The organism is Ferrimonas pelagia (assembly GCF_039543565.1).
Taxonomy (GTDB): Bacteria; Pseudomonadota; Gammaproteobacteria; order Enterobacterales; family Shewanellaceae; genus Ferrimonas; species Ferrimonas pelagia.
On record NZ_BAABJZ010000006.1, the window covers coordinates 126,927 to 149,608 of the forward strand.

The window sequence follows — 22,682 nt, forward strand, 5'->3', positions numbered from 1 at the left end:
GGGCGGTATCGCACTGCGCCAGCCGGTTTTCCGGCTGGCGTTTTTTTATGGATCGCTCTGCAAGGAGGCGGAGTCGGATTGAGGCAATAAGCGTTGGCCCAGCCACTCGGCACCGCGCCGGACCGTCGGCAAGATCAGCACGCTAAACAGCAGCGCCACCGGCCAGCCAATGGAAAAGCTGCGGCGCCAGGCGGCAAAGAAGTGTTCGCAGAGGCCGAGGTTGAGCAGCGTCATCAGACCGGACATAAACAGACCCATAATGAGCGAGCTGAGGATGGCGGTCAGCCAAAATTGTGGATCTTTCATTGCGCCTCCGAGGCTTCCTGTTTCGAGCTATTCACCCTACACTGGCCCGTAAATGGAAAATATAGGGACATTTGCAACCGTGGATCCCACATTTGGAAACATGGACGATCTCCAGCTGTTTTGTCTGGTGGTCAGCGCCGGCTCGCAACTGAAAGCCGCCGAGCGATCGGGGATCCCGGTATCGACCTTATCGCGGCGTTTGGCGGCGCTGGAGCAACGACTGGATGTGCGATTATTGGAGCGGCAGGGACGTGAGCTGGTGGCGACGGCGACGGGAATGCAGTTTTATCAACGGCTGAGCGGCGAGCTGGCCCAGGTGCAGTTTCAGCTGACTCAGCTGATGGAAAACCGGCACAAGGTGGAGGGCCACCTCCGGCTGACGGTCCCCAGCACGCTTTACCAGATGCGCATTGCGTCGCTGCTGGAGCGCTTTTTGGCCGACTACCCGGACGTGACGGTGGAGCTGAGTTTGAGCCTGGAGGGCGCTACGCCAGAAACGGATCGGGATCTGGTGATAGGGTTTGAGCTCGGCCGCAGCTCCGAGTTGATTGCCCGTCCTTTCTTTCAGTCCGAAGTGGGCCTGTTCGCCAGCCCAAACTACCTGCGCGAGAAAGGCACGCCCACGAGCTTGGATGGCTTGATGACGCACGATTGGATCCGTCAGTTTGATGAGCGCCAGCAAGCGTTCACGCTGGATGGGGAAACTCAGCTGTTGTCGCTGAGCGGACGTTTGGTGGTGAACGATCTGCGCGCCAAGATCCGGGCCGCACAGGCGGATCTGGGATTGGTGCTGATCCCCTATCAGATGTTACCGGACGCGGGATTGGTCGAGGTAATGCCCGAGCTGCAGATCCCTCAGCGTCAGGCGTTTGTCATGTATCAGCAACGGGTTCACCAGCCCAAAGCGATGAGCTTGTTGATCGCACGTCTGCTCGACTGATCTGGTGCTCACGACTTCGCCGGGGCTTGGTCACATTTAGGACAATGGCAGGGCGGCAGACTAGGCGCTTGGCCGCTTTTCTGGCAAACTTGCCCGCTTTTGCTGACGGCACCCTCTGCCGACACCCCATATTGCTTCATCCGGTTGTGTGGACTTTTCCCGACCAATGACAGGCTACGGCCTGCATTTCAGTGCCTGTTCACTGAGTTTGATGTCGCCGTCAGCGCTTTTCATAAGGGGATAATATGCAAGTTACTCAAACGGCCAGCGCTCCGGCCGCGGGCGCGGCTGCGCCAAAAGAAGTGAATCACCCGTTTCTGTCGCTGATCATCATGGTTGTGGTGGCACTGGTAGCGACCTATTTGGTGCCTGCCGGTCAGTTCGAGCGCGTGGTGGTGGATGGCCGTACCTTGGTCGATCCCGCCAGCTTTGCCTTCATCGAGTCCAACCCTGCCGGCATCGCCGCCTTCTTCGAGTCCTTCTATAAGGGCTTTGTTCAGGCCTCTGGGATCATCGGCTTGGTGCTGTTCGTCGGCGGCGCGTTTGGCGTGCTTAAGTACATGGGCGTGCTCGATGCCGCCGTCTATGGTCTGACCGAAAAGACCGCGGGCAAGGGCCTGTGGGTGATCGCTCCGGTGGTGATGCTGGCCATCTATCTCAACACCACGTTCACCGGCATGCGTGAGCTGGATGTGATCTTCATTACCTTGATGATCCCCATCTGCATCAAGCTGGGCTATGACGCCATGACCGCACTGGGGATCGTCCTGCTCTCCTCTTGTGCCGGTTTCGCTGCCGCTCTGGCCAACCCGTTCTTTACCGGTATTGCCCATGACATCGCCGAGCTGCCGCTCTACTCCGGCATGTGGTATCGCGCCATTATCGGCATTTTCATGCTGCTGACCGGCATGGCCTACGTGCTGCGCTATGCGCAGAAGGTCAAGGCCGATCCCAGTCAAAGCCTAGTGGCCAACTCCGGCGTTACCTATGACGTGGCTGAGCAAGTCAAGGCGTTGAACAGCCGGGAAAAAGCGGCCGGCCTGACCTTCGTCGCCATCATGAGCTTTATGATCTACGGCACCCTGACCATGGGCTTTGGCTTTAATCAGATGTCCGGCTGTTTCTTTGCCGCGGCCTTTATCTCCGGCCTGGTCGGCGGTTTGAGCCTGAACAAGATCTGCGACTACTGGACCCGTGGCTGTAGCGATGTGCTGGTGGCGGCGCTGATCATCCTGTTCGCCCGTGCCATCATGACCATCATGGAAGACGCCATGGTGGTGGACACCATCATTCACTGGTTGTCGCAGTTTTTGATCGGCGGTAATGAGTTGATGTCTGCTGTGGCCATGTATGTGTCGCAGGCGATCATCAACCTGTTTATCCCATCGGGCTCTGGCCAAGCGGTGATCACCATGCCGATCATCGTACCGCTGGCGGACATGGGCGGCGTGACCCGTCAGGTGGCGGCGCTGGCCTCCCAGCTGGGAGACGGCATTTCCAACTACATCTACCCAACCAATGGCGGCCTGCTGGCGGTACTGGCCCTGGCCAAGATCCCCTACGGCACCTGGGTCAAGTTCTTCCTGCCGCTGTTTGCGCTGTGGACCGTGGTGGCGCTGGTGGCCGTGGTGATCGGTCAGATGATCGGCCTCGGCCCGTTCTAAGCGTCGGCTTCTGAGCAAAACGCCCCGGTGATCCTGCGATCGCCGGGGCGTTTTTTTGCTGGGGATCTTAGCGCTGGCTAGAGCGTAAGGTTTTTCTCCAAAAAGGCCACCAGGGCACTCATCGCCTGGACCCGGTGGGTCTGGTTTTCCAGCGCGGTGTCACTGGCTTCCAGTGTCACCAGCTCAACCGGTTGCTTGGCCCGGAGCAGCGCCTGATGCAGACGTTCGCTGTGCTCTATGGTGGCAATGCGATCGTCCGTGCCATGAACCAGCAGCTGAGGTTGGCTCAGCTTGTCGGCCAGGTTCACCGGCGAGTGGCTGCGATGGCGCGGCTTGCTGTGATCCAGATTGCGACGAACGATGTCGCCGTTGACAAAGGATTCACTTTGGCTGCGGAGCATGGGAATGTCGGTGATGGCGCCGAAGCTGGCGGTGCAGTGAACCCGATCCGGATACTGCGCGGCGGTCAGCAGGTTAAGCAGGGCGCTGTTGCCACGGCCGATCAGGCAGATCTGCTTGGGATCGGCGACGCCGGTCTCGATCAGGTAATCCATGATGTCGATCAGCTCATGCTGCAGTTGCTCTCCCCGCTCGCCCAGCAACCGGCCGGTGGTGTGGCTGCCGTCGCTGATCTGGAAGCTGAGATCCGGCTGATAGACCGCAAAGCCTCGGCTGGCCAGCAGCGCCGACCATTTGTCATAGCTGCCCGGCACGCTGCTGGCGGGGCCGTTAAAGGGCAACAGCAGGGTCGGCAGCGGCCGTTTGCCATCGTAGCCAATAGGCAGGGTGAGGTAGCCATCGAAGACGCGCCCTTCCAGCGTTTCAAACTGGGTGCGTTGATGGCCGGCAAAGTTGGCGTCGGTGACACCGGGCAACTCGCTGCCGATGTAGTCCAGGCTGCCTTTGCTGCGATCCCCTAGGTAATAATCCCCTGGGCTTATCCGAGTGCGTGACTTAAGAATGTACTTTTGCTGATCTGCGGAGAAGGCGATCAGGGCATTGTTGTCATCGGGCAGAGCCTTATCCAGTGCCCGCTGCAGGCTGAGGTACTCCTTGCTCCAGTAACGTGTACCGTGGACTCGATCCGGTGCGGAAAGACCGACGGCTTCGCCGGAGACCGGGGAGTACAGCAGGGAGCCATACAGGTTGTACTGGGGATCGCTTAACACCAAGGTGCGCTCCAGTGACTCGGAGGTCAGATCCACCTTAAACACGGCACGGCGCTTCTCGTGGGGGGCAGAGATGTACAGCTCGTTGGGATCGAGCCCGAAACCGAGAATGCTGAGGGAGCGTTTAAACTCCGGATCGTTATCCCATAGGGTTCGGTGGCCATCGCCGTCGATGTCATTGAGCCGATAATACTCCTGCTTTTTATTGCGGCCGTAGCCCAGACGGATGCGATGTTGACGGTCGGTCCACCAGCGATCATAGCCATCGCGCGCCGGCTGCAAGCGTTTCTCCCGGCCATTGTGGATATTGACCTGATAGATCGCCGGCAGGTTGGGGGTGTCCAGATCCAGCGCGAGAAGTACATGGTCCGGATCGTCCGGCAGAAAATCGATCACCCGATCGGTGAATTGCGGTGTGTGGACCAGGCCGATCTGACCGTGGGTGTCGCGCAGTCGCACCACGGGACGAGGACGACTGTCCTTGCCCAGCGTCATCTTTTGCAGGCGGCGGATGGCGTAGCGCGCATCATTGTCACGGCGGATGGTTTCCACGCTGAACAGCAGGGTGTCGTCGCTGGCCCAGTGATACCAATTGAGTTTGTTTTGCAGGTTATCGACGCGCAATACCCCTTGGGTCTCGCGGGCTTTGAGATCGGTCACCACCAGCACTTGATCGTCGCCATACAAGCGCAGTGCCGACAGATATTGGCCGCTGGGGGAGAGTTGCAGCTGGGAGTAATTGGGCAGAGAAACAAAATCGGCTACCGAGCTTTGCGCCATTAACGAGCACGGGAGCAGACAGCATAGGGCCATTCCGATGGCTCTTATTCGTCTGAACATTCAGGGGATCCTGTCTGAGTGGTTGTGCAAGAGAGCTTATCGAGTGAACGAGCAATGATATGACGACGGACGCACGAAGTTGGTTACCGGCAACACAATGCGGGTGCCCGGTTTGAGCGCCGTGGCGGCTGGTTGTAGGGTTGTGGTACGCATTTTCGTGACACCCGAGCCATTAATGCAATCGAGGCTGACTGCGGCCGAGGGTTGAGCCTGTGACCGGCTTAAGCTGGACCTTTGTCTACGGCCGGGAAAGCGCGATGAATTGGAAGTGGGTGAGTGGCATCGTGGTTGCCGGGGTCGCCGTTGTGATGCTGGGCCGGTTGGGTTTGGACACTGAGCAAGAGAGTCTAGTGATGGAGTGCCAGCGCGATCTCGCCGCCTTGCCCGATTTTCTGCTGGAAAATGATACCGGTGCGACAGATCACCTCCAGCAGAAAGGGCGTAAGCACTTTACCCATGCTATGACCCAGGCCCGCGCGGCGGCGGATCGAGTCTCGACCCGTTCGGAGTGCGATAAAGTGCTTAATCGCTATCTTCAGGCGTATCGCGGCACGCATTTGTGGTTGATGGCACTGCACGATGGCGGCCCGAGTTGGGAGGAAAGCTGGCAGGCGCAAACCACTTCGACGCCCACCATAGAGCCTTTGACCAAGGATACTCTGTTGCTGACTCTGCCCGGTTTTGCTCATGCTCAAGGTGAGGCGCTAGCGGCGTTGATGACCGAGAAAGAAACGACGCTGTCGGCTTACCCCAATTGGATAATCGATATTCGCAATAACGGTGGCGGTACGGACAGCAGTTTCCAGCCACTGCTGCCTTATCTGCTTAGTGATGAACTTTACTTACCCGGGATTGAGCTGCTATCAAGCTCAAACACTCTCGACGGCTATGGCGCAATGTGCGCGCGCTTTATGGATGATTTAGCCAGTTGCCAGCGGATGGTGGAACCACGCATCGCGGCACTGGCACAGACCCCGCATGGCCAGTACACCACAGCCGGTGAGGACAGCATGCGTACGTTTCGCGTGCCCGCAGCAGCGTCGCAGCCACAGCGGGTGGCGGTGTTGATCGATCAAGGCTGTGGTAGCTCTTGCGAAAGCTTTGCGTTGATGGCGCGACAGGGGTTTGCGGTCAAGTTGTTGGGGCGTCCTACCATCGGCGCGCTGGATTACTCCAATATGGTGCCCTGGATCTTGCCCTCGGAGCAGCGTGAGCTGTTTTACGCCAGTTCGCGCCGCATGGCATTACCGGAATATTCCGTCGATATTGCTGGTGTTGCCCCGGACATCTACTTGCCCAAGCCACAAGATCCCGAGCAGGAAATCGAACAGGTGCGGCGCTGGCTTGAGGGCGGCAGTTTGCAGCCGGTGATGGCAGACGCCGACTAGCGCCTTTGGCTTCGACTTGCGCGCTAGGGCGGCAAGTTCGATTAAAGCCCTCTTCGCCATCGGGTTGTCATTTGGCCGTGCTAAGTTGCGCGCATCGACCGATAAGGTGTGGATCAAAAGAAGGATGTACAGAGGTATGAATTGCACTCCATTGGCGGCGCTGGTTAGTGTCATGTTGTTAACTGCCTGCTCGCCGCAAGGTGCAGGGCATGGGGACGCTCCGGCACCGGCCGCGACCCAGATGAAAGCGCAATTCGACGCGCCGGCTACGCCAGTGACTGGCCAATTGGGGCTGGACGGACGCACTTTAGATGAGACCGATCCCTGGTATCAGCAGGGTCAGGATAAGGTGGCGCAGCTGCAGGCGCTGACCCCAATCACCGAGCGGGCACGCAATGTGGTGCTGTTTGTCGGCGATGGCATGTCGGTTACCACCATCACCGCCGCGCGGATCCTGGCGGGCCAGTTGCAGGGTGAGAACGGCGAAGGGCACATGCTCAGTTTCGACGAATTTCCCTACACCGCCATGGTGAAAACCTACAACACCGATGCCCAGGTGCCGGATTCGGCCGGGACCATGAGCGCCATCGTCACCGGGGTGAAGACCCGCGCCGGGGTCTTGAGTGTGTCCGAGCAAGTGGCGCGGCGCGACTGTGCCAGCTTTGGCGAGCACCGCTTGATGACCAACATGATGATGGCGGCCCAAGCCGGAATGGCCACCGGGGTGGTGACCAATACCCGGATCACCCATGCGACCCCGGCGGCCACTTACGCCTGGTCGCCGGATCGCAATTATGAGAGCGATGGCGACATCACCAATTGGGGTAAGCAGGTCGGCTGCGTCGATATTGCCACCCAGCTGGTCGAGTTTGATTATGGTCGCGGTCTCGATGTGGCCTTTGGCGGTGGTCGCCAGCAGTTTCTGCCGAAAGAGCAGGCGGATCCCATCTATCCGGGCGTGACCGGTAAGCGCAAGGATGGCCGCGACCTCACTCAAGTCTGGCAGCAGCGACATGCGGATTCTATCTACGTGGACAGTTTGCTTGCAATGGAGGCTTTGCCGGCGGATGGCAAGACCCAGGCATTGGGTCTGTTTGCGCCATCACATAACGCCTACCGGGTTGACCGCCTGGCCTCTGAGAGCGAACGCAGCATCCAACCCAGTTTGGAAGCGATGACCAGCAAAGCGCTGGAGTTGCTGCAGGCCCGTGATGCGCAGGACGGCCAGGGCTTCATGCTGGTGGTGGAGTCCGGCCGCATCGATCACGGCCACCATGCCGGTAACGCCCATCGTGCCCTGCATGAGGTGATTGAGCTGGACGAGGCGGTGGCCGCGGTGATGGCGGCGGTGGGGGAAGATACCCTGGTGCTGGTGACGGCGGATCACTCCCACACGCTGAGCATGGCGGGGTATTCGGCGATCGGAAATCCGATCTTAGGATTGGCTGGACGCCCGACCGAGGACGGCGGCCATGAGCCGATGCTTGATGGGGAGCAGCAGCCCTTTACCACTTTGGCGTACGCCAATGGACCGGGGGCCAACTACCCCACCGCCAGTTTGACTCAGGAGAGCGTAATGGCACCGGACTACCGGCAGCGCGCTGTGACGCCGATGGACAGTGAAACCCACGCCGGCGAAGATGTGATCTTGCATGCGGTGGGGCCGGGGGCGCAACTGGCCCGGGGCACACTGGAGCAGAACGTGATATTCCATATCATCGATCAGGCACTGGGCCTGTCCGAGCGCGTGGCGGCCATGCCTTAAACCGCGTCACCTCGGTGATCTCGACGAATTTAACCACCCCCGCCAATGCGGGGGTGGTTGCTATCTGGGTGATCCGCTCGCTGTGATAAGCAGTACAAGTCTTAGTTAATGCAACAAAACCCGACTCGAATGCAATTACGCTTTATTCTGCCGTGAACCGCTGCGTACACTGAACGTAAGGACGCAGTAGGGGCACACTATGATCCAGATCCAGTCGCTTCGCTTTACTCGCCAGGATGGCGATAGCCTCAGAACCATCTTCCATGACGTCGATCTGACGGTCAAGCAGGGCCAGCACTGTGCGCTGCTCGGCGACAGCGGCAGCGGCAAGACCACGTTGATGAATCTGTTGGCGGGACTGGAGCCCATTCAATCCGGCGCTATCCGCATTGGTGAGCATCAACTCGACCGGCTCAGCAGTGATGAGTTGGCCCGTTACCGGCGCGAGATCGGCATCGTGTTTCAGGGCTTCCAACTGCTGCCGGCACTGACGGTGCGGCACAATATCCTGTTGCCCCACAAACTCAAATTTGGCCACGACCGCACCGATGCGTTAGAGCCATTGGCCCAGGCGCTTGGCCTGACGCGCATGCTGGATAGAACGCCGGATCGCCTCTCCGGTGGCGAGCAGCAACGGGTCGCGGTATGTCGGGCGTTGATCCACCAGCCGAAATTGATCTTGGCCGATGAGCCCACCGGCAACCTGGATGAGGGCAACAGCCGGGAGGTGGTGCATCAGCTGCGCAGCTTGGCGCAAGCGCAGAATGCGACCTTGTTGATGGTGACCCACAGTCGGGAGCTGGCCGAGCAATTTCCCCACCGCATCTATCTGCGCGATCAGGGGCTGCATTGGCAGGCCGGCGTATGATCAAAGACTTTATCGCCCTGAGCCTGGGCGACATGCGCCGTCACCGCTGGCTCTATTTGTGGTTGGCACTGGGACTGACCCTCGCTGGCGCGCTGCTGACCGGGGTCGAGGCGCTCAATCGCGCCGCCAAGTCCAGCTTCACCCAGGCGGAGCAGGGCCTGGAAAACCATTACCCTTGGCGACTGCAGTCTTTGCTGTCCGGTCATCGCATTCATCAGGATCTTTACTTGGATCTGCGCCGGGCCGGCATCGCTGCGCGGCCGGTGATGCAGAAGATGGTGCGGTTAGCGGATGGCAGTGTGGTTCGCCTGCGCGGGGTCGAGCTGCCACCGGGCTATCTGCGTGGCGAGTCGGGCTGGCGCACCATCGTCGATATGCAGGTGGCGGCGCAACGGGGCTGGCTGGCCGGGCAGACGCTGTTGAGTGACAGCGGCGCGCCATTACCTCAACTGGCCTTGCAAAGTGACGTCGGGCCCTGGTTGTTGTTGGACATCTCGCAAGCGGCAGCGCTGGCGAAGACCGGCCCTTGGCTCAGTTACCTTGAGCTGCCGACCCTGACGGACAGCGAGCTGGCGTGGGTTAAGCGGCGGATCGACAAGGAGATCGAGTCCGGGCTGGTGCTGCGGGAAATGACTCAGGCCGGGGACAATAACCTGCTGGAAGCATTCAGTTTGAACCTGACGGCGCTGTCGACCTTGAGTTTCCTAGTGGGCTTGCTGCTGGCGTTTCATGCCTTAGAGCGCTTGGTGCAGCATCGTCTGCACAGCTTAAAGATCCTCCATCAGCTGGGGTTTACTCGGCGCCAGTGGTTATCGGCCTTGGCAATGGAGTTGGGCCTGTGGTCTGCGCTGGCGGCCTTGCTCGGCAGCTTGCTCGGGATCTGGCTGGCCCGCTTTCTTGGCCCCGGTGTGTCCGACACCCTGGTGTCCCTGTATGAGATGGAGAAACCGCTGCAGTTGGCGTGGAACTGGGGCCATGCACTGTTCTGCTTTATTGTGCTGTTTGGCGCGCTGATGCTGATGATCGTCTATCTGCTGCGCGCCGCGGGGGCCGGGCGTCGCTGGCATTGGGGCGCGATCGCGGTGTTGTTGGCGCTTGGCGCTTGGTTGAATTGGCAGGCGCAGGATCAAAACGGCGCGTTGGCACTGGTGGCCTGTACCGTTTTGCTGACCGTGTTGGTCCTACCGAAATTACTAAATCTAGGCGCCGCTTTGCTCGGCCGTTTGGCGCCCTATGCCAACGCGCCCCTAGCCTGGTCGCTGTGGGATCTGCGCGGTGCCAGTCATCGCTTGGTGATCCCCATCGTGGCGATCACGCTGGCACTGTCCTCGGCCATCTCCACCCGCATTTTGGTGGGCTCGTTTGAGCAGGCGCTGGGGGAGTATTTGGACACCCGGCTGCATGCCGACATCTACCTGTATGCGGATGATGCCACCTTGCGCCAGTTGAAACCTAGGCTGGAGGCGATGCCTGAGGTGGCGCGATTGCAGCAGCGCAGTCAGCGCGATGGACGGTTTGGACAAGGCGCGGTCAACCTGATGGGGTATAACGGCACCGGACAGCCATGGCGGTTCTTGACCTTTACCCAAATCGAGCCCGATTGGTGGCAGGCGCTGGCGGACGGCAGTGGCTGTCTGGCCAATGAGCCGATGGCGATGCGTCATCGCTTGTCTTTGGGGCAGGCCATGACGCTGCACAGCGGTGAGCGCATGATGGTCTGTCGGTTGGTTGGGATCTACTACGACTACGGTAACCCGGGCGACGAAGTCACGGTGTGGATGCGAAGCTTGGCTCAGGCGTTTGGCAGTGCACCGGCGGACGGCTACTCGCTGATCTTGCATGAGGGGATCGATCTGTCCGCCACGCTTCGCCAGTTGCAACAAGAGCTAGGCTTGCCGCAAGCCAGCCTGCTCGCGCAACGGACCTTGCGCGAGCAGGCCAATGGCTTGTTTCGCAGGACGTTTGTCATTACTGATGCGCTAGCCTGGCTGACACTTGTGGTGGCGATGATCTCCTGGTTCGCCTCGCTGGCGGCGCAACAGCGCAGTTGGGAGCGGCAGCAGGCGGTGGTGTCCTCCTTGGGCATGGTGCGGGCGCAGATCACCCAGGCCCGACTGCTGCAGTTGGTGTGTCAGATGGGGCTGGTGGCGTTGATCGCCACAGGCTCAGGCGTGCTGCTGGGCTGGCAGTTGGTGAGTAAGGTCAATCCCTTGGCCTTTGGTTGGAGCATGCCAGTGCAACTGGGCAGTGGCCAGTGGCTGTCCGGTTTGGTGATGGCTTGTGGCTTGCTCATTTTGGTGGCGACCGGCCCTATTTGGTGGCAGTCCCGACGCAGCGTGGCAGCCGAGCTGACGCGGGAGGAGGCATGATGAACTGGCGTACCTTGCAATGGGTGGGGTTGGCGCTGTTAGTGGGGACAATACTGATGGCCTGTCAGCCTAAGTCTGAGCATACGGTGGGCCCGATGGGCGAAGCGAGGGGCAAGGCGGTGCGGCCGGGCACGCCGTTGCAGTTTCCTCAAGATCATGGCGCACACAATGACTATGGCATCGAGTGGTGGTACATCACCGCCAATCTGTTTGATGAGCAAGGCCGTCAGCATGGCGTGCAGTGGACCCTGTTTCGTTTTGCCGGTGAGCCGGTGAACGATGAGGCGACCAATGCTGCGGTGGATGCGGTGGCGAATGCAGCCGCGAGTGATTGGTGGCAGGGGCAGTGGTATATGGGTCACCTCGGTTGGTCGCCGCCGCCGGGGTTGGGCAAACACCGCGCCTGGGAGCGTTGGGGCCGAGGTGGCAACAATGAGCCGCAAACTGCGCAAGCCGGGGTGCGGGCGGCGCCGTTCAGTGCCTGGTTGGATAATTGGCTGCTGCAAAGCCGAGACACCGAATTTTTGCCACTGAACCTGGTGGCTCAGCAGGATGAATTTGCCATGGCGCTGGTGCTCGATGACAGCCCATTGGTGCGCCATGGTGAGGACGGCTACAGTCAGAAAAGTGCCGACGGCTCTCTGGCCTCCTTCTACTACAGCTACCCCTTGCTGAAGGTGTCCGGCCATCTTAAAAGTGACGACGGCTGGTTTCCGGTTACCGGTACGGCATGGCTGGATCGGGAGTGGTCATCCAAGTTTCTGGATCCGCGCTTTGCCGGTTGGGACTGGCTTAGTGCCCAGTTGGACAGCGGTGAGGCGTTGATGACGTTTTGCATGCGGCCCGAGCAGGGCGCGGATCCGTCGCTGCGAAACTGCGCCGGATCCATTGTCACGCCAGACGGTGCCCTGCACCCGCTGGATCATCACCAGATCGACTGGCGCGCCACGGCCTGGTCCGAACTGGATGACGGCCGCTATCCGGTGGCTTGGCAGGTGGGGATCGATGCACCACAGGTACTCGCAAACCCCTGGCAACTGGAGGTGGAAACCCTGTCGAGTGATCAGCGCAACCAACTGGCATTTCCCTACTGGGAGGGACCGGTTCGGATCCTCGATGGTGAAAGTGGCAGCCAGCGAGGGGTGGGCTTTATCGAGATGACGGGCTACAGTCGGCACTAACGGGCGCTTCTCGCGCAGGCTGAAATGCGTAAGGCAAGGCCATGCGCCTTGCCGTATCCCAGCTAATATTGACACCACTCGGACCGCCGCGGTGTTTTGGGTGCCTATTTGGCGCGCTGGCAGACAAGGCTTTTGACGATAAGGGCAATGAACTTCATTGGGCTAATGTGTTTTTGGGGGACGACGGAAAAGCGTGAAAAGTGCTGTATAGATGAGCGATACCGGCGTTTTTATTGGCAATTTGCGCCGTCAATTTGGCACTTTGGCGACAAGAAAATGGCATGACGAATCCGGCTCACATTCCCACAGGAAAAGAGCTGAGATCCCTTTGTTTTGACGGTAGTTTGGTCGCCTTTCAGGCGCACTGGGTCGCCCATTCACCGTTAATTATGAGAGTCGCCATGACCGCCGCTAAATTGAAATTTGCCATCGATGATGGTTCCACCAATGTGAAGATCAGCTGGATCGACAATGGTGAGCTGAAGAGTCTGATCTCCGCCAACTCCTTCCGTAAGGATTGGAAGAGCGCCGCACTGCTGTCGGACAAACGGGTCTTCAACTACGCGATCGGCGCGACCAAATACACCTATGACGCGACTTCCGACAAAGCCTTGTCGACCACACATGTCGAGTATCAGTACGACGATTTGAATCTGCTGGCGGTGCATCATGCGCTGCTCAAAACCGGCATCGAGCCGTGTCCGGTGTCCATCGTGGTGACCCTGCCGATCACCGAGTATTACAACGCCGATGATTGCCAGCGCAACGAAGCCAATATTGCCCGTAAGAAAGCCAACCTGATGCGTGATATCAGCCTCAATAGGGGCCAGCTGTTTCAGATCGTCGATGTGGAAGTGATGCCGGAGAGTCTGCCGGCGGTACTGACCACCTTGGTGGATTCCGGCGTGAGCGAGTTCACCAAATCTCTGGTGATCGACTTGGGTGGCACCACCCTGGATATGGGCGTGGTGGTCGGCGAGTTCGACGAGGTTTCGGCGGTGTACGGCAATGCCGATATCGGCGTATGCATGGTGACCGACGCGGCGCGCAAGGCGATGGCGGCGGCGGACAGCGACGCCAGCTACCTGGTGGCCTCCGAGCTGGTGAAACGCCGCCAGGATCGTGACTTTGTTTCTGAGGTGGTCAACGACGAGTCCAAGATCGACTGGGTGCTGCAGAAGATCGAAGAGAAGATCCAGGAGCTGGGCGCGGCGGTGGCCTATGAAGCCAAGATCTTCGCCCGCAACCCAAACCGGGTGTATCTGGTGGGCGGCGGTGCGCCGCTGATCGCCGATGCGGTGCGCGAAGCGTACGCGACCCTGGGCGACAAGGTGATGCTGGTGTCACAAGCGCAATCGGCGTTGGCGCGGGAGATCTGCTGCTACCACGCTGAAGACGCGGACGCAGCCTGATGCGGATCAGCGCCAGTTTCCACGTCGAGCCGGAGCATAAGGCGACGGATCTGCACACGGTGACCACCCTTAAGGCGTGGCAGCAGGGCCTGCGTCAGCGCTACAACGACGCCGATCAACTGAAAACGGCTCAATCGAACTTCCACCGCGAGATCTATTTGGCGGGGTTGTACCTCAATCAGCTGTCGGGCGATCTGCCCCGTCAGCTGGCGGATTGCTTCAGTGCCGATAAGGTCAAAGGGGAAACCCTGCTGCACCTGCTGGCTGCCAATGGGGTGCACAGTGGTGCGTCGACGGAGCCGGTGTCGGCACTCTTGTGTGATCGTCAGTGGCAGCAGTTGAAAGCCATGTTGGCGATGACGCCAGAGCCAGCAGCGGCCGCTGAGCTCGACACAAGTGCGATCGCTGAGCAGGTGCTGGCGGGATTGCCAACAATGCTAACGACGCCCGCGGAGCCGGTTGCGGCACTGGATAGCGCCGATATTGCTGAGATGGTGATTGCGGCGCTGCCCACGCCGGAAGCCCCGGCACCGCTGGAACTGGATATGGATCTGCTCTGTGCTCAATTCGGTACCCAGTTGATCGAACAGCTCAGTGAGATCCAATCCAGTGCGCCGCAGTTTGAGTCGAAGGCCGATCCGCACGCGTTAGCGACGACGGTGGCGCAGCAGCTCAGCGCCCAGTCCGAGGCGCACGGCTCCGAATTGCTGCAAAGCCAGAGTGCGCTGCAGGATGAGATCCGTGAGTTACGACGGCAGCTGGTGAAACAGACCAAGCTGATCGAGCAGCTATCGTCGGCGGACACGATCACCTCGGCGGCGGGTAAGAGCAGTGATCTGGATGCCAAGCTGGCCAGTGCCGCAAAAGTGAAGAAGAAGGGCGTCTGGTAACCGCACGGTAAGAGGAGTGACACCTCACTCGCTCGCAATGAAGCCCATAAAAGGCCCTGATGATCCAGGGCCTTTGTTGTATTCGGCGTCACTCTTTCGGCAATAAGGTGCCGTCTGAAATCATGCTGGTATACATCTGATGTAATGCCTCGGTGCCCTCGATCTGTTCGATGTAGTGCGCTACATCCTGACGGATGGCATCGGCAAAGAAGGCGCCCACAAACATCCCTTGATCCCAGGCGATAAGCTTGCTGGACATCTCGCCTTGCGCGTTGATGGCACCATACCAGCCAGCCACGCTGGTGATCTGCGGGTATTGGTCTTTCAGGCCCATCAGGTGGGTTAATGCCCGATCCGGTTCAACCATAAAGGAGAGGCCACTCGCATGCGGCGTGCCGACCGTATCTTGGCTGCTATTCGCAGGATTGCGCATATAGGCCTCGGAGACCACATCGAGCCCATATGAGTCATATCCGTCCTCAACGGTTGGGGCAGAGCTCAGCAGCGGGATACGATGCTGTTCGGCAAACTCATATTGCGCTTGTGAGAAATCAATCCACATCTGGAAATCGGGCATGAGGCTGGCTTCGTCAAACCAAAGTTGTGGCGCGAGCCCCTGAAAGATGCCGCCATTCCAGGCCAAAGCTGGCTCTGTGGTTTGACCTTGTGCGTTTAGGTACTCGGTGGTGAACAACTTCATGTTGGTGAAGGCATCGATAGGAACGGCCTCATCCCCCATACCCTGTGTGAGTAGGGCTGCCCAGATCGGTGCAGTGCGACTCTCATTGGTTTTGCGGTCAATATGATAGTTTTGAAAGCCGGGAGCTTGATCCGGATCGTCTGTGTTATAGCGATAAGCCGCGCGGAGCATCCCCTTGTCGGGATCGTAGAAACGACTCCAGCCGGTGCGTTGTCGTTGCAGCAGAGCGTGAGAACGCTGAGACAGCTCGGCCAACACAGGATCTGAGTGCTGCCAGAAGGCACCAGCGAGGCTGGCCAGAGAAGAGGCCAGGTTGCCGTTGTCGACGGCGGAAACTATGCCACCATTGGATGTGGTCGTCAGCACCCCATTTTCAAATCGGTATAACCAGTGGAATAGGCCATCGAGATGGGGCGCTTGCTCCAGTTGGCGGAGTACCTGCGCCATCTTTTCAGCGGCTGTGGGTGAGCCAGCTCGCTGAACCTCAACAAGCACATTCAGATAAAGGCCGATGGCGGAGATGTTGGTGTAATTGGCTTTGCCGTAGGGGATGTTGTTGTGGTCCACCTTGAGGTTTTCGTGGGGAATGCCGGTGCCGACTTCAATGCCGATGTCGTGTCGGAAGTAGTCCAGATTTGCCTGCAATTCGGCAGCAAAGCATTTTGGGTAATAGTGATCGGCGATCACCATTGCGTCAGGATCTTGGCTCCAATCATGGCTGCTGCGTAACACCTGACGCTGCAACCTATGCTCTAACCCTGCATAGTGGGCGCTGAGTTCAACCTCACCGGTGCCGATGACCCAAAGCTGCTCTTGCTGGAAATACGCGATATCAAGGTTAGAGCTGTGGTAGGTCACACCGTCTGTGAGCTGGGTTTGGCTGCCATCACTGAGGTGTGCGGTGACCATAACCTGCTCACGGGTGTGCCAGATCAAGGGATCCGCCACGGACAGTTCAATGTGGTCGACGGTTGGTGTGGTTTCGCTGTCACTACAGCCACTGATCAGCGAGAGTAGGCTGAGCAGCCAGATTCTTTTTCTCATGGTGTATTGGTTTCATCGAGGTTGGATTGTCGGGTTGCTGGGGCCGTTGCGGAGCAGTAAGCCTCACAGTTTTGCAGCGGTGTGGCAGAGCAGTGCGACGGCAACAGCGTGGTTCTGAAATGGTGAGAATTTTCAGCAAATCGGCTGAATGTAGGTGGCAATGATGATACATCACCCAGAAGCGAATCCTCCTTTGTTACCAGATAATTCGCCAAGCCTTTGGTACTGGAACTTTTGTATTATCTGCGCGATGTCCAACCCCATCAGTTAAATTGCGGATGCCGTTGATCGGCACTCGAGGGGGGATTTGGATATGCAGCACAAGTTGTTGTAAATAAACGTCAAGACTCTGGTTCCCAGTCCATTTTTGTCACAAAAATGAGCCGACTATTGGCACGAATACTGTGTGTCTGCCATTGAAGTGACAATGATCTCCTTGTTGCCCTCATTCCGTTTGATGTCTGCGCGGTGGCAGTGCCATTAAAAACAACAAAGCGACCGTTCCCTGAGTGCTCAGCACCGGGTCGCGATATAGGAAATTCGATGAAAAAGTTGCCTCTGGTGCCGGCCCTGTTGCCTGCCCTCATCGCGGCCAATCTGGCCGTGGCTCCAGCCATTGCCGCGGATAGCCCACGTCAGTTTGAACCTTCCCACGAATCCCTCAATGCCCAGTACCAGGATCCCCAGTGGCTGATGGACGCCAAGTTCGGGATCTATACCCACTGGGGCGTGGTAACCCACGCCATTCAGGATGCTGAGCGCCCGATGGGCTGGTATGGCCGCCATATGTATGAAGATGGCCACTACATCCAGAAACACCACAAGAAGCACTGGGGTGATCCGGCCGAGGTGGGCTACAAGGATCTGATCGAAGGCTTTACCGCCGACAACTTCGATGCCAAGCAGTGGGCCGAGCTGTTTGCTGCCGCGGGGGCCAAGTTTGCCGGACCGGTAGCAGTGCACCACGACAACTTCCTGCTGTGGGACTCCGAGATCTCCCCCTACAACAGCGTAGAGATGGGCCCGAAACGCGATATCGCCGGTGAGTTGGCTGAGGCCATCAAAGGCGAAGAGATGTACTTCTTCTCCTCCTTCCACCACGGCTTTGCCCCGCGTTTCTTCGAGTTTGCCCATAACTACGATGGTGCCGATGCACCGGATCTGTACGGCGAGTTCGTCGAGCCGGTACGTCGTGGCACCCCGGAGTTTCGCTGGATCTCCCGTGCCAACCAGGAGATCTTCCTGGCCAAGGTGGATGAGTACACCGCCAAGTACCAGCCGGACATGATTTACTTCGATTTCGGCCTGGGCTGGCACGACTGGGATATCCAGCACCAGATGTACGCCAACTACTACAACGAAGCCCTGGGTTACGGCCAAAGTCAGCCTACCGTGGCGCAGAAGAAGCACGAAGGGCATCAGCTGCCTTACTCCATGTTGGACTTAGAGCGCGGCCGCCTGAGCTTTATGTCCGAGTTCCCTTGGCTGACCGACACCTCCACCGGCGCCTGGTTTAACCACAAGAACCCGCACCTGGAGAAGTCGTCCGATCTGGTGAACTACCTGGTGGACGTGGTCTCCAAGAACGGGATCATGGTACTGAACGTTGGGCCGGATCATACCGGTGCCATCCCTGCCGAGCAGGTGACCATTCTTGAAGATATCGGCGCCTGGCTTGAGATCAACGGCGAAGGCATTTACGACACCCGCCCTTGGCTGACCTATGGTGAGGGCCTGTCCGCCAACGATCGCGGTCACTACGCAGCCAAGGATTCCAAGGCCCACGCGCCGACCGTGTACCGTCCGGAAGACATCCGCTACACCCAATCCAAAGATGGCAAGACCATTTACGCCTTTGCCATGGGCTGGGAGCCGGGCCAGGACATCGAGCTGAAGGCCACCGCCGTCGACAAGAAGCGCTGGCGTGCCAAAGCTGAGTTGCTGGGCTTAAGCGAAGGGAATGGCGAAGTGAGCACCCGCATCAACGATGCCGGTAACCTGGTGCTGGAGACCGCCGAGCTGAACGTCGATGCCATCGGTCCTGTGTACGGCTTTAAGCTGACCGGTTTCGATCTGTCCTGGCATGAGCACGGCCATCACTATCTGCCGACCACCCAGACCCTGACGTTGGAAGCCCGTGACGGTGAGACCCACCTGCTGAGCAGCAATGTCCGCATTCGTCACACCGAGCGCCACTACAATCTGGTGCTGGATATGCCGGCTCACGAAGGTGGCGTGGTGCAACTGCACATGCTCAAAGGTGACAAGAGCTTCGATCGCGGCTTCCGCGTGACCCTGCCAGCTCAAAGCCAGCCGGGGCCGCAGGAGTTCGGTCATATGCTGTTGAACGACAAGGGCCGCTACACCCTGACCGTGCAGTCGCTGATCGACGGGGTGGATCTGGCGGACGGCACCCAAGCCAGTTTGGTGATCGATCGCGCCGATAGCACCCAGAAGATGGGTCAGCACGTCGACTGAGCCCCCGTATTTTTCCTCTCATTAGCGCACCGGCCCAGGCCGGTGCGCTTTGCTATTTGGATGGACAACATGAAAACGTCGCTCTCTGTTATCACGCTCTCTTTGCTCAGTGCCTCTGCGCTGGCGGGCACCACCTTGATCAACCCGATGGACGTCGAGTATCAGTACGGCGAACGGATCTCCGAAAAGCGCCAGTTCATCAAGGCCCCGGGCCTGGTGACCCGGCAAAGCGCCGATCCCGTGGTGATCAAGCACGAGGTGGATGGCGAGTTTCAGGGTTACTTTAAGTTCGCCAGTCAGGGCCGCGGCTACTGGATGTCGATGGATCTGATCCACTGGGATCACATCACTCCTGCCGGCCCTTGGGCGGTGAGTTATTTCACCCCGGGCCAGGAAAAGGACGCGGGCACCACCATCATCGATCCCGACACCGGTCTGGAGTGGAAGGACATGATCGCCCCGGCGGCGCTGGCCAAAGACGGTCAGGTGTACCTGATGGCCTCCCACCGAAATGGCGGCAAGACCGAGTTGCTGGTGTCGGATGACCCTGCCTCTGGGATGTGGGAGTTTGCCTCGGAAGATTTGGGCTTCCCGGTGGTGGGCGACACCAACTTGTGGGATCCGGCGCTCTACCATGAGGACGATCAGTGGTACGTCTACTGGGGCAGCTCCAACCTGCACCCGCTGTGGGGCACCAAGATCAACCAACATCGCCAGCGCGGCCTCGAGCTGAATCGTTTCGCCAAACCGGTGATCACGGCCCATCCGGACGTGCATGGCTGGGAACGGATGGGCTTTGACCACGTCCACGACAACCGCGCCCCTTACATCGAAGGGCCGGAGATGTATAAGCGTGGCGATACCTACTACCTGACCTACGCCGGTCCCGGCACCGATGGCAACGTCTACGGCGATGGCGTCTACACTGCTAAATCGCCGCTGGGGCCGTTTGAGTATCAGGCCCACAACCCGGTGTCCTACAAGCCCGGCGGCTATGTCCATGGCGCAGGCCACGGCAACACCTTCGAGGATGCCCATGGCAACCTGTGGCGCTCCGGCTCCAACTGGTTCGGAGTGAACTGGGTGTTTGAGCGGCGCAACGTGCTGCTGCCTTCGGCCATCGACAAGGATGGCGTGATGTACTCCACCGCCCGCTTTATCGACTTCCCGTTCCATGCGCCGACCGGTAAATACCAGGATCCCAACGAGCTGTTCAGCGGCTGGATGCTGCTCTCCTACAACAAGCCGGCCAGCGCCAGCTCGACGTTGGCACCACAGAACGATCGAAGCTTCGACGCCGCCTTCGTCACCGACGAGAACCCACGCAACTTCTGGGTCGCTGCCGACAACAATGACAGCCAGTTTGTCACTGTCGATCTGCAGGGCGAGAAGACGGTGCGCGCCATCCAACTGAACTACGCCGATTATCTGGTGCAGGGCGAAGCGTATCGCGCGCCGCTGCCTGGCTCCGGCGTCAGCCGCGATGCTTATGACGCGCAGCTCTATACCCACTATCGCCTGTCGGTGTCCACCGATGGCGAGTCCTGGACCGAGGTGGCCAACAACCTGGACACCCAGGAAAACCGAGCCAACGTCTATGTCGAGTTGGACGAGCCGGTATCGGCCCGCTATGTGCGTTTCGATAACGTCCATGTCGGGGTGAAGCATCTGGCCGTCAACGGCCTGCGGGTGTTTGGCAATGCACCGGGTAAGGCACCGAAACCACCGAAAGGGTTGACCGTAGAGCGTCTGGACGATCGCCGCAGCGCCCTGGTGTCCTGGACGCCGTCCGAGGCGAAGCAGTCCACCGTGGGTTACAACATCCGCTTTGGTGTGGCCAAGGACAAGCTGTACCACACCTACCAGATCTGGCACGACGAATTTGCCGGTGAGCTGGCGGGGCAAAAGGAGATCCGATCGCTGGATCTGCACAATGGCTACTGCTTCGCCATCGAAGCCTTCAACGAAACCGGCGTGTCCAAGTTGGGCAAGGTGCGTTGCGTCGATTAACCCGGATCAGGCTGAGGTCGTGATCAAAATCAGAGCAACAACAAAGGAAAGGATCATCATGGAACGTGTTTTTTCCCGCCGTGTATTGAGCAGCCTGGCGCTGCTGTTGGCGCCGGCGCTGGCTGCGGCGGACAGTGGTAAGCCAGTTTATGAGGCGAACATCGCCTCACTGAGTCACTATCAGGCACCGGAGTGGTATCAGGATGCTAAGTTTGGGATCTGGGCCCACTGGGGGCCCTACTCAGTACCGGCGTTTGGTGGCCGTCATGCGGCGGAGTGGTACCCCCGCCATATGTACGACACCAGCGACAGTGCCGGGCACCATTCGCACCACAAGGCCACTTACGGCTCGCCAAGCGAGTTCGGCTACAAGGATTTTATCCCGCTGTTTACCGCCGAGAGGTTCGATGCCGATCACTGGATCGATCTGGCAGAGGCTGCCGGGGCCCAATTTTACTCGGTAGTGGCTCTGCACCATGACGGCTTCTCCATGTACGACAGTGATCACACCCAGTGGAACTCGGTCGAGATGGGGCCGAAACGGGACATCGTCGATGAACTGTTCACCGCGGCGCGGGCGCGCGGTATGAAGGTGGGGGTGACCAACCACTTCGCCCATAACCTGGATTACTACGAGCATCTGTTTGAGTACGGCGGTGACTGGGCGCCGGAATATCAAGATCTGTACAGCCACGGCGGAGAGCCGGACGAGTGGTACATGAACCGTTGGTGGAACCGCACGGCGGAGTTGGTGGATAAATATCAGCCGGATCTCTACTACTTCGACTGGGGCTGGAACCGGCCGAGCATGCTTGAGGCGTTTGAGGGGCAGCGGGAACGCTTCCTGGCCTATTACTACAATGCGGCGATCGCTCAGGGTAAGGGCGAATTTGGCGATCCCAATGTAGTGATGAACTTCAAGGGGCGCACTTTGCCCCGTAGCGTGGCCATTCAGGATGTGGAACGGGGGGGACGCAACCAAGTCAGCGATCATGTCTGGCAGGCTGACACCTCCATCAGTAAGCACTCCTGGAGCTACTCCGAGGTGGATGACTACTGGTCCACCACCGAGATGCTCCACACCCTGATCGATGTCGTGAGTAAGAACGGCGTCATGATGCTCAACTTCGGACCCCGTGCCGATGGAACGGTGCCGGACGAGTACGGCACTGTGCTCAGGGAGATGGGACAGTGGTTGGCCATGAATGGGGAGGCGATCTATGAGACCCGACCCTATCAGATCCACGGGGAAGGGCCGACCGTCCGCACGGCGAAAAACCGCCTTCAGCTCAAGCGTCACGGGTACAACTACGGTGCCGAAGACATCCGCTTTACCCGCAATAAGGCCAACGACACCTTGTACGTCACTGCCTTGGCGATGGCCGAGGCGGGGCAGGTCCGGGTGACGAGCCTCAATGCGGCGGCTTTTGATATGGCGGGGATCGCATCGGTGCGCACGCTGGATGGCCAGGCTATCAGTTGGCGCCAGGAGCAGGACGCCTTGATCCTGACTTGGCCGCAAGGGATGGCCGAGTCGGTGGCCTATGTGGCCAAACTGCAGTTCAAGGAGACCTTACCCAAGCTCAAACGTTAAGGCACATCGTGCCTGTTGGCGACGTTTACACGCCGATTTTCCACGCGGGCCTGCACCCAAGCGG

At 59.2% G+C, this 22,682-nt stretch carries 15 protein-coding genes; 12 read left to right on the forward strand and 3 right to left on the reverse strand.

Features of this window, described 5'->3' with window-relative positions:
* Positions 1–45: 45 nt before the first annotated feature.
* Positions 46–306, reverse strand: a complete 261-nt coding sequence (locus ABEA08_RS02460) for a DUF2798 domain-containing protein (RefSeq protein ID WP_345332968.1) — start codon at positions 304–306, stop codon at positions 46–48.
* A gap of 100 nt (positions 307–406) precedes the next feature.
* Between ABEA08_RS02460 and ABEA08_RS02465 the strand changes: the two genes are divergently transcribed.
* A complete protein-coding gene (locus ABEA08_RS02465) occupies positions 407–1,246 on the forward strand; it encodes a LysR family transcriptional regulator (protein WP_345332970.1) in 840 nt (279 codons plus the stop codon).
* Positions 1,247–1,491: 245 nt separating this feature from the next.
* Positions 1,492–2,910: a YfcC family protein gene (locus tag ABEA08_RS02470; protein WP_345332972.1), complete on the forward strand. Its 1,419-nt coding sequence runs from the start codon at positions 1,492–1,494 to the stop codon at positions 2,908–2,910.
* A 77-nt stretch (positions 2,911–2,987) separates the two neighbouring features.
* Here the strand turns inward: ABEA08_RS02470 and ABEA08_RS02475 are convergent, their stop codons facing one another.
* A complete protein-coding gene (locus ABEA08_RS02475) occupies positions 2,988–4,892 on the reverse strand; it encodes an alpha/beta hydrolase family protein (RefSeq protein ID WP_345332975.1) in 1,905 nt (634 codons plus the stop codon).
* 284 nt (positions 4,893–5,176) lie between these two features.
* Here ABEA08_RS02475 and ABEA08_RS02480 point away from each other — a divergent pair, with 284 nt between their 5' ends.
* From ABEA08_RS02480 to ABEA08_RS02510, 7 genes are all read left to right on the forward strand, one after another.
* Complete coding sequence (locus tag ABEA08_RS02480) at positions 5,177–6,307, forward strand: S41 family peptidase (RefSeq protein WP_345332977.1); 1,131 nt, start codon at positions 5,177–5,179, stop codon at positions 6,305–6,307.
* 136 nt (positions 6,308–6,443) lie between these two features.
* On the forward strand, positions 6,444–8,072 hold the full coding sequence (locus ABEA08_RS02485; RefSeq protein ID WP_345332980.1) for an alkaline phosphatase: 1,629 nt from the start codon (positions 6,444–6,446) through the stop codon (positions 8,070–8,072).
* Between the two features lie 199 nt (positions 8,073–8,271).
* Positions 8,272–8,940 (forward strand): ABC transporter ATP-binding protein, encoded by a 669-nt coding sequence (locus tag ABEA08_RS02490; protein ID WP_345332982.1) that lies wholly within the window; start codon positions 8,272–8,274, stop codon positions 8,938–8,940.
* Complete coding sequence (locus ABEA08_RS02495) at positions 8,937–11,309, forward strand: FtsX-like permease family protein (RefSeq protein ID WP_345332985.1); 2,373 nt, start codon at positions 8,937–8,939, stop codon at positions 11,307–11,309. Before ABEA08_RS02490 ends, ABEA08_RS02495 begins: the two co-directional genes overlap by 4 nt.
* Positions 11,309–12,490, forward strand: coding sequence for a lipocalin-like domain-containing protein (locus ABEA08_RS02500; RefSeq protein ID WP_345332988.1), 1,182 nt, complete (start codon positions 11,309–11,311; stop codon positions 12,488–12,490). Before ABEA08_RS02495 ends, ABEA08_RS02500 begins: the two co-directional genes overlap by 1 nt.
* A gap of 401 nt (positions 12,491–12,891) precedes the next feature.
* On the forward strand, positions 12,892–13,902 hold the full coding sequence (gene parM / locus ABEA08_RS02505; RefSeq protein WP_345332992.1) for a plasmid segregation protein ParM domain-containing protein: 1,011 nt from the start codon (positions 12,892–12,894) through the stop codon (positions 13,900–13,902).
* Entirely contained in the window at positions 13,902–14,792 is an 891-nt protein-coding gene (locus ABEA08_RS02510) for a hypothetical protein (RefSeq protein WP_345332995.1), read from the forward strand. Before parM ends, ABEA08_RS02510 begins: the two co-directional genes overlap by 1 nt.
* Positions 14,793–14,880: 88 nt before the next feature.
* Here the strand turns inward: ABEA08_RS02510 and ABEA08_RS02515 are convergent, their stop codons facing one another.
* Positions 14,881–16,536, reverse strand: a complete 1,656-nt coding sequence (locus ABEA08_RS02515) for a hypothetical protein (RefSeq protein WP_345332997.1) — start codon at positions 16,534–16,536, stop codon at positions 14,881–14,883.
* A 543-nt stretch (positions 16,537–17,079) separates the two neighbouring features.
* On the opposite strand from ABEA08_RS02515, the gene ABEA08_RS02520 reads away from it, so the two are divergent.
* The 3 genes from ABEA08_RS02520 (at position 17,080) to ABEA08_RS02530 (ending at position 22,618) form a co-directional block, all read left to right on the forward strand.
* Positions 17,080–19,014 (forward strand): alpha-L-fucosidase, encoded by a 1,935-nt coding sequence (locus ABEA08_RS02520; protein ID WP_345332999.1) that lies wholly within the window; start codon positions 17,080–17,082, stop codon positions 19,012–19,014.
* 69 nt (positions 19,015–19,083) lie between these two features.
* Positions 19,084–21,024 (forward strand): family 43 glycosylhydrolase, encoded by a 1,941-nt coding sequence (locus ABEA08_RS02525; protein ID WP_345333001.1) that lies wholly within the window; start codon positions 19,084–19,086, stop codon positions 21,022–21,024.
* 58 nt (positions 21,025–21,082) lie between these two features.
* The gene (locus ABEA08_RS02530) at positions 21,083–22,618 is read left to right on the forward strand and encodes an alpha-L-fucosidase (protein WP_345333004.1); all 1,536 of its coding nucleotides are present in this window, start codon (positions 21,083–21,085) and stop codon (positions 22,616–22,618) included.
* Positions 22,619–22,682: the final 64 nt, after the last annotated feature.

Bases quoted from the DNA above. Each gene is read 5' to 3' on its own strand.
- ABEA08_RS02490 (WP_345332982.1), top strand. From the start codon at position 8,272: ATGATCCAGATCCAGTCGCTTCGCTTTACTCGCCAGGATGGCGATAGC.
- ABEA08_RS02480 (WP_345332977.1), top strand. From the start codon at position 5,177: ATGAATTGGAAGTGGGTGAGTGGCATCGTGGTTGCCGGGGTCGCCGTT.
- ABEA08_RS02515 (WP_345332997.1), bottom strand. From the start codon at position 16,536: ATGAGAAAAAGAATCTGGCTGCTCAGCCTACTCTCGCTGATCAGTGGC.
- ABEA08_RS02510 (WP_345332995.1), top strand. From the start codon at position 13,902: ATGCGGATCAGCGCCAGTTTCCACGTCGAGCCGGAGCATAAGGCGACG.
- ABEA08_RS02460 (WP_345332968.1), bottom strand. From the start codon at position 306: ATGAAAGATCCACAATTTTGGCTGACCGCCATCCTCAGCTCGCTCATT.
- ABEA08_RS02500 (WP_345332988.1), top strand. From the start codon at position 11,309: ATGAACTGGCGTACCTTGCAATGGGTGGGGTTGGCGCTGTTAGTGGGG.
- ABEA08_RS02470 (WP_345332972.1), top strand. From the start codon at position 1,492: ATGCAAGTTACTCAAACGGCCAGCGCTCCGGCCGCGGGCGCGGCTGCG.
- ABEA08_RS02465 (WP_345332970.1), top strand. From the start codon at position 407: ATGGACGATCTCCAGCTGTTTTGTCTGGTGGTCAGCGCCGGCTCGCAA.
- ABEA08_RS02530 (WP_345333004.1), top strand. From the start codon at position 21,083: ATGGAACGTGTTTTTTCCCGCCGTGTATTGAGCAGCCTGGCGCTGCTG.
- ABEA08_RS02495 (WP_345332985.1), top strand. From the start codon at position 8,937: ATGATCAAAGACTTTATCGCCCTGAGCCTGGGCGACATGCGCCGTCAC.
- ABEA08_RS02475 (WP_345332975.1), bottom strand. From the start codon at position 4,892: ATGGCCCTATGCTGTCTGCTCCCGTGCTCGTTAATGGCGCAAAGCTCG.
- parM (WP_345332992.1), top strand. From the start codon at position 12,892: ATGACCGCCGCTAAATTGAAATTTGCCATCGATGATGGTTCCACCAAT.
- ABEA08_RS02485 (WP_345332980.1), top strand. From the start codon at position 6,444: ATGAATTGCACTCCATTGGCGGCGCTGGTTAGTGTCATGTTGTTAACT.
- ABEA08_RS02520 (WP_345332999.1), top strand. From the start codon at position 17,080: ATGAAAAAGTTGCCTCTGGTGCCGGCCCTGTTGCCTGCCCTCATCGCG.
- ABEA08_RS02525 (WP_345333001.1), top strand. From the start codon at position 19,084: ATGAAAACGTCGCTCTCTGTTATCACGCTCTCTTTGCTCAGTGCCTCT.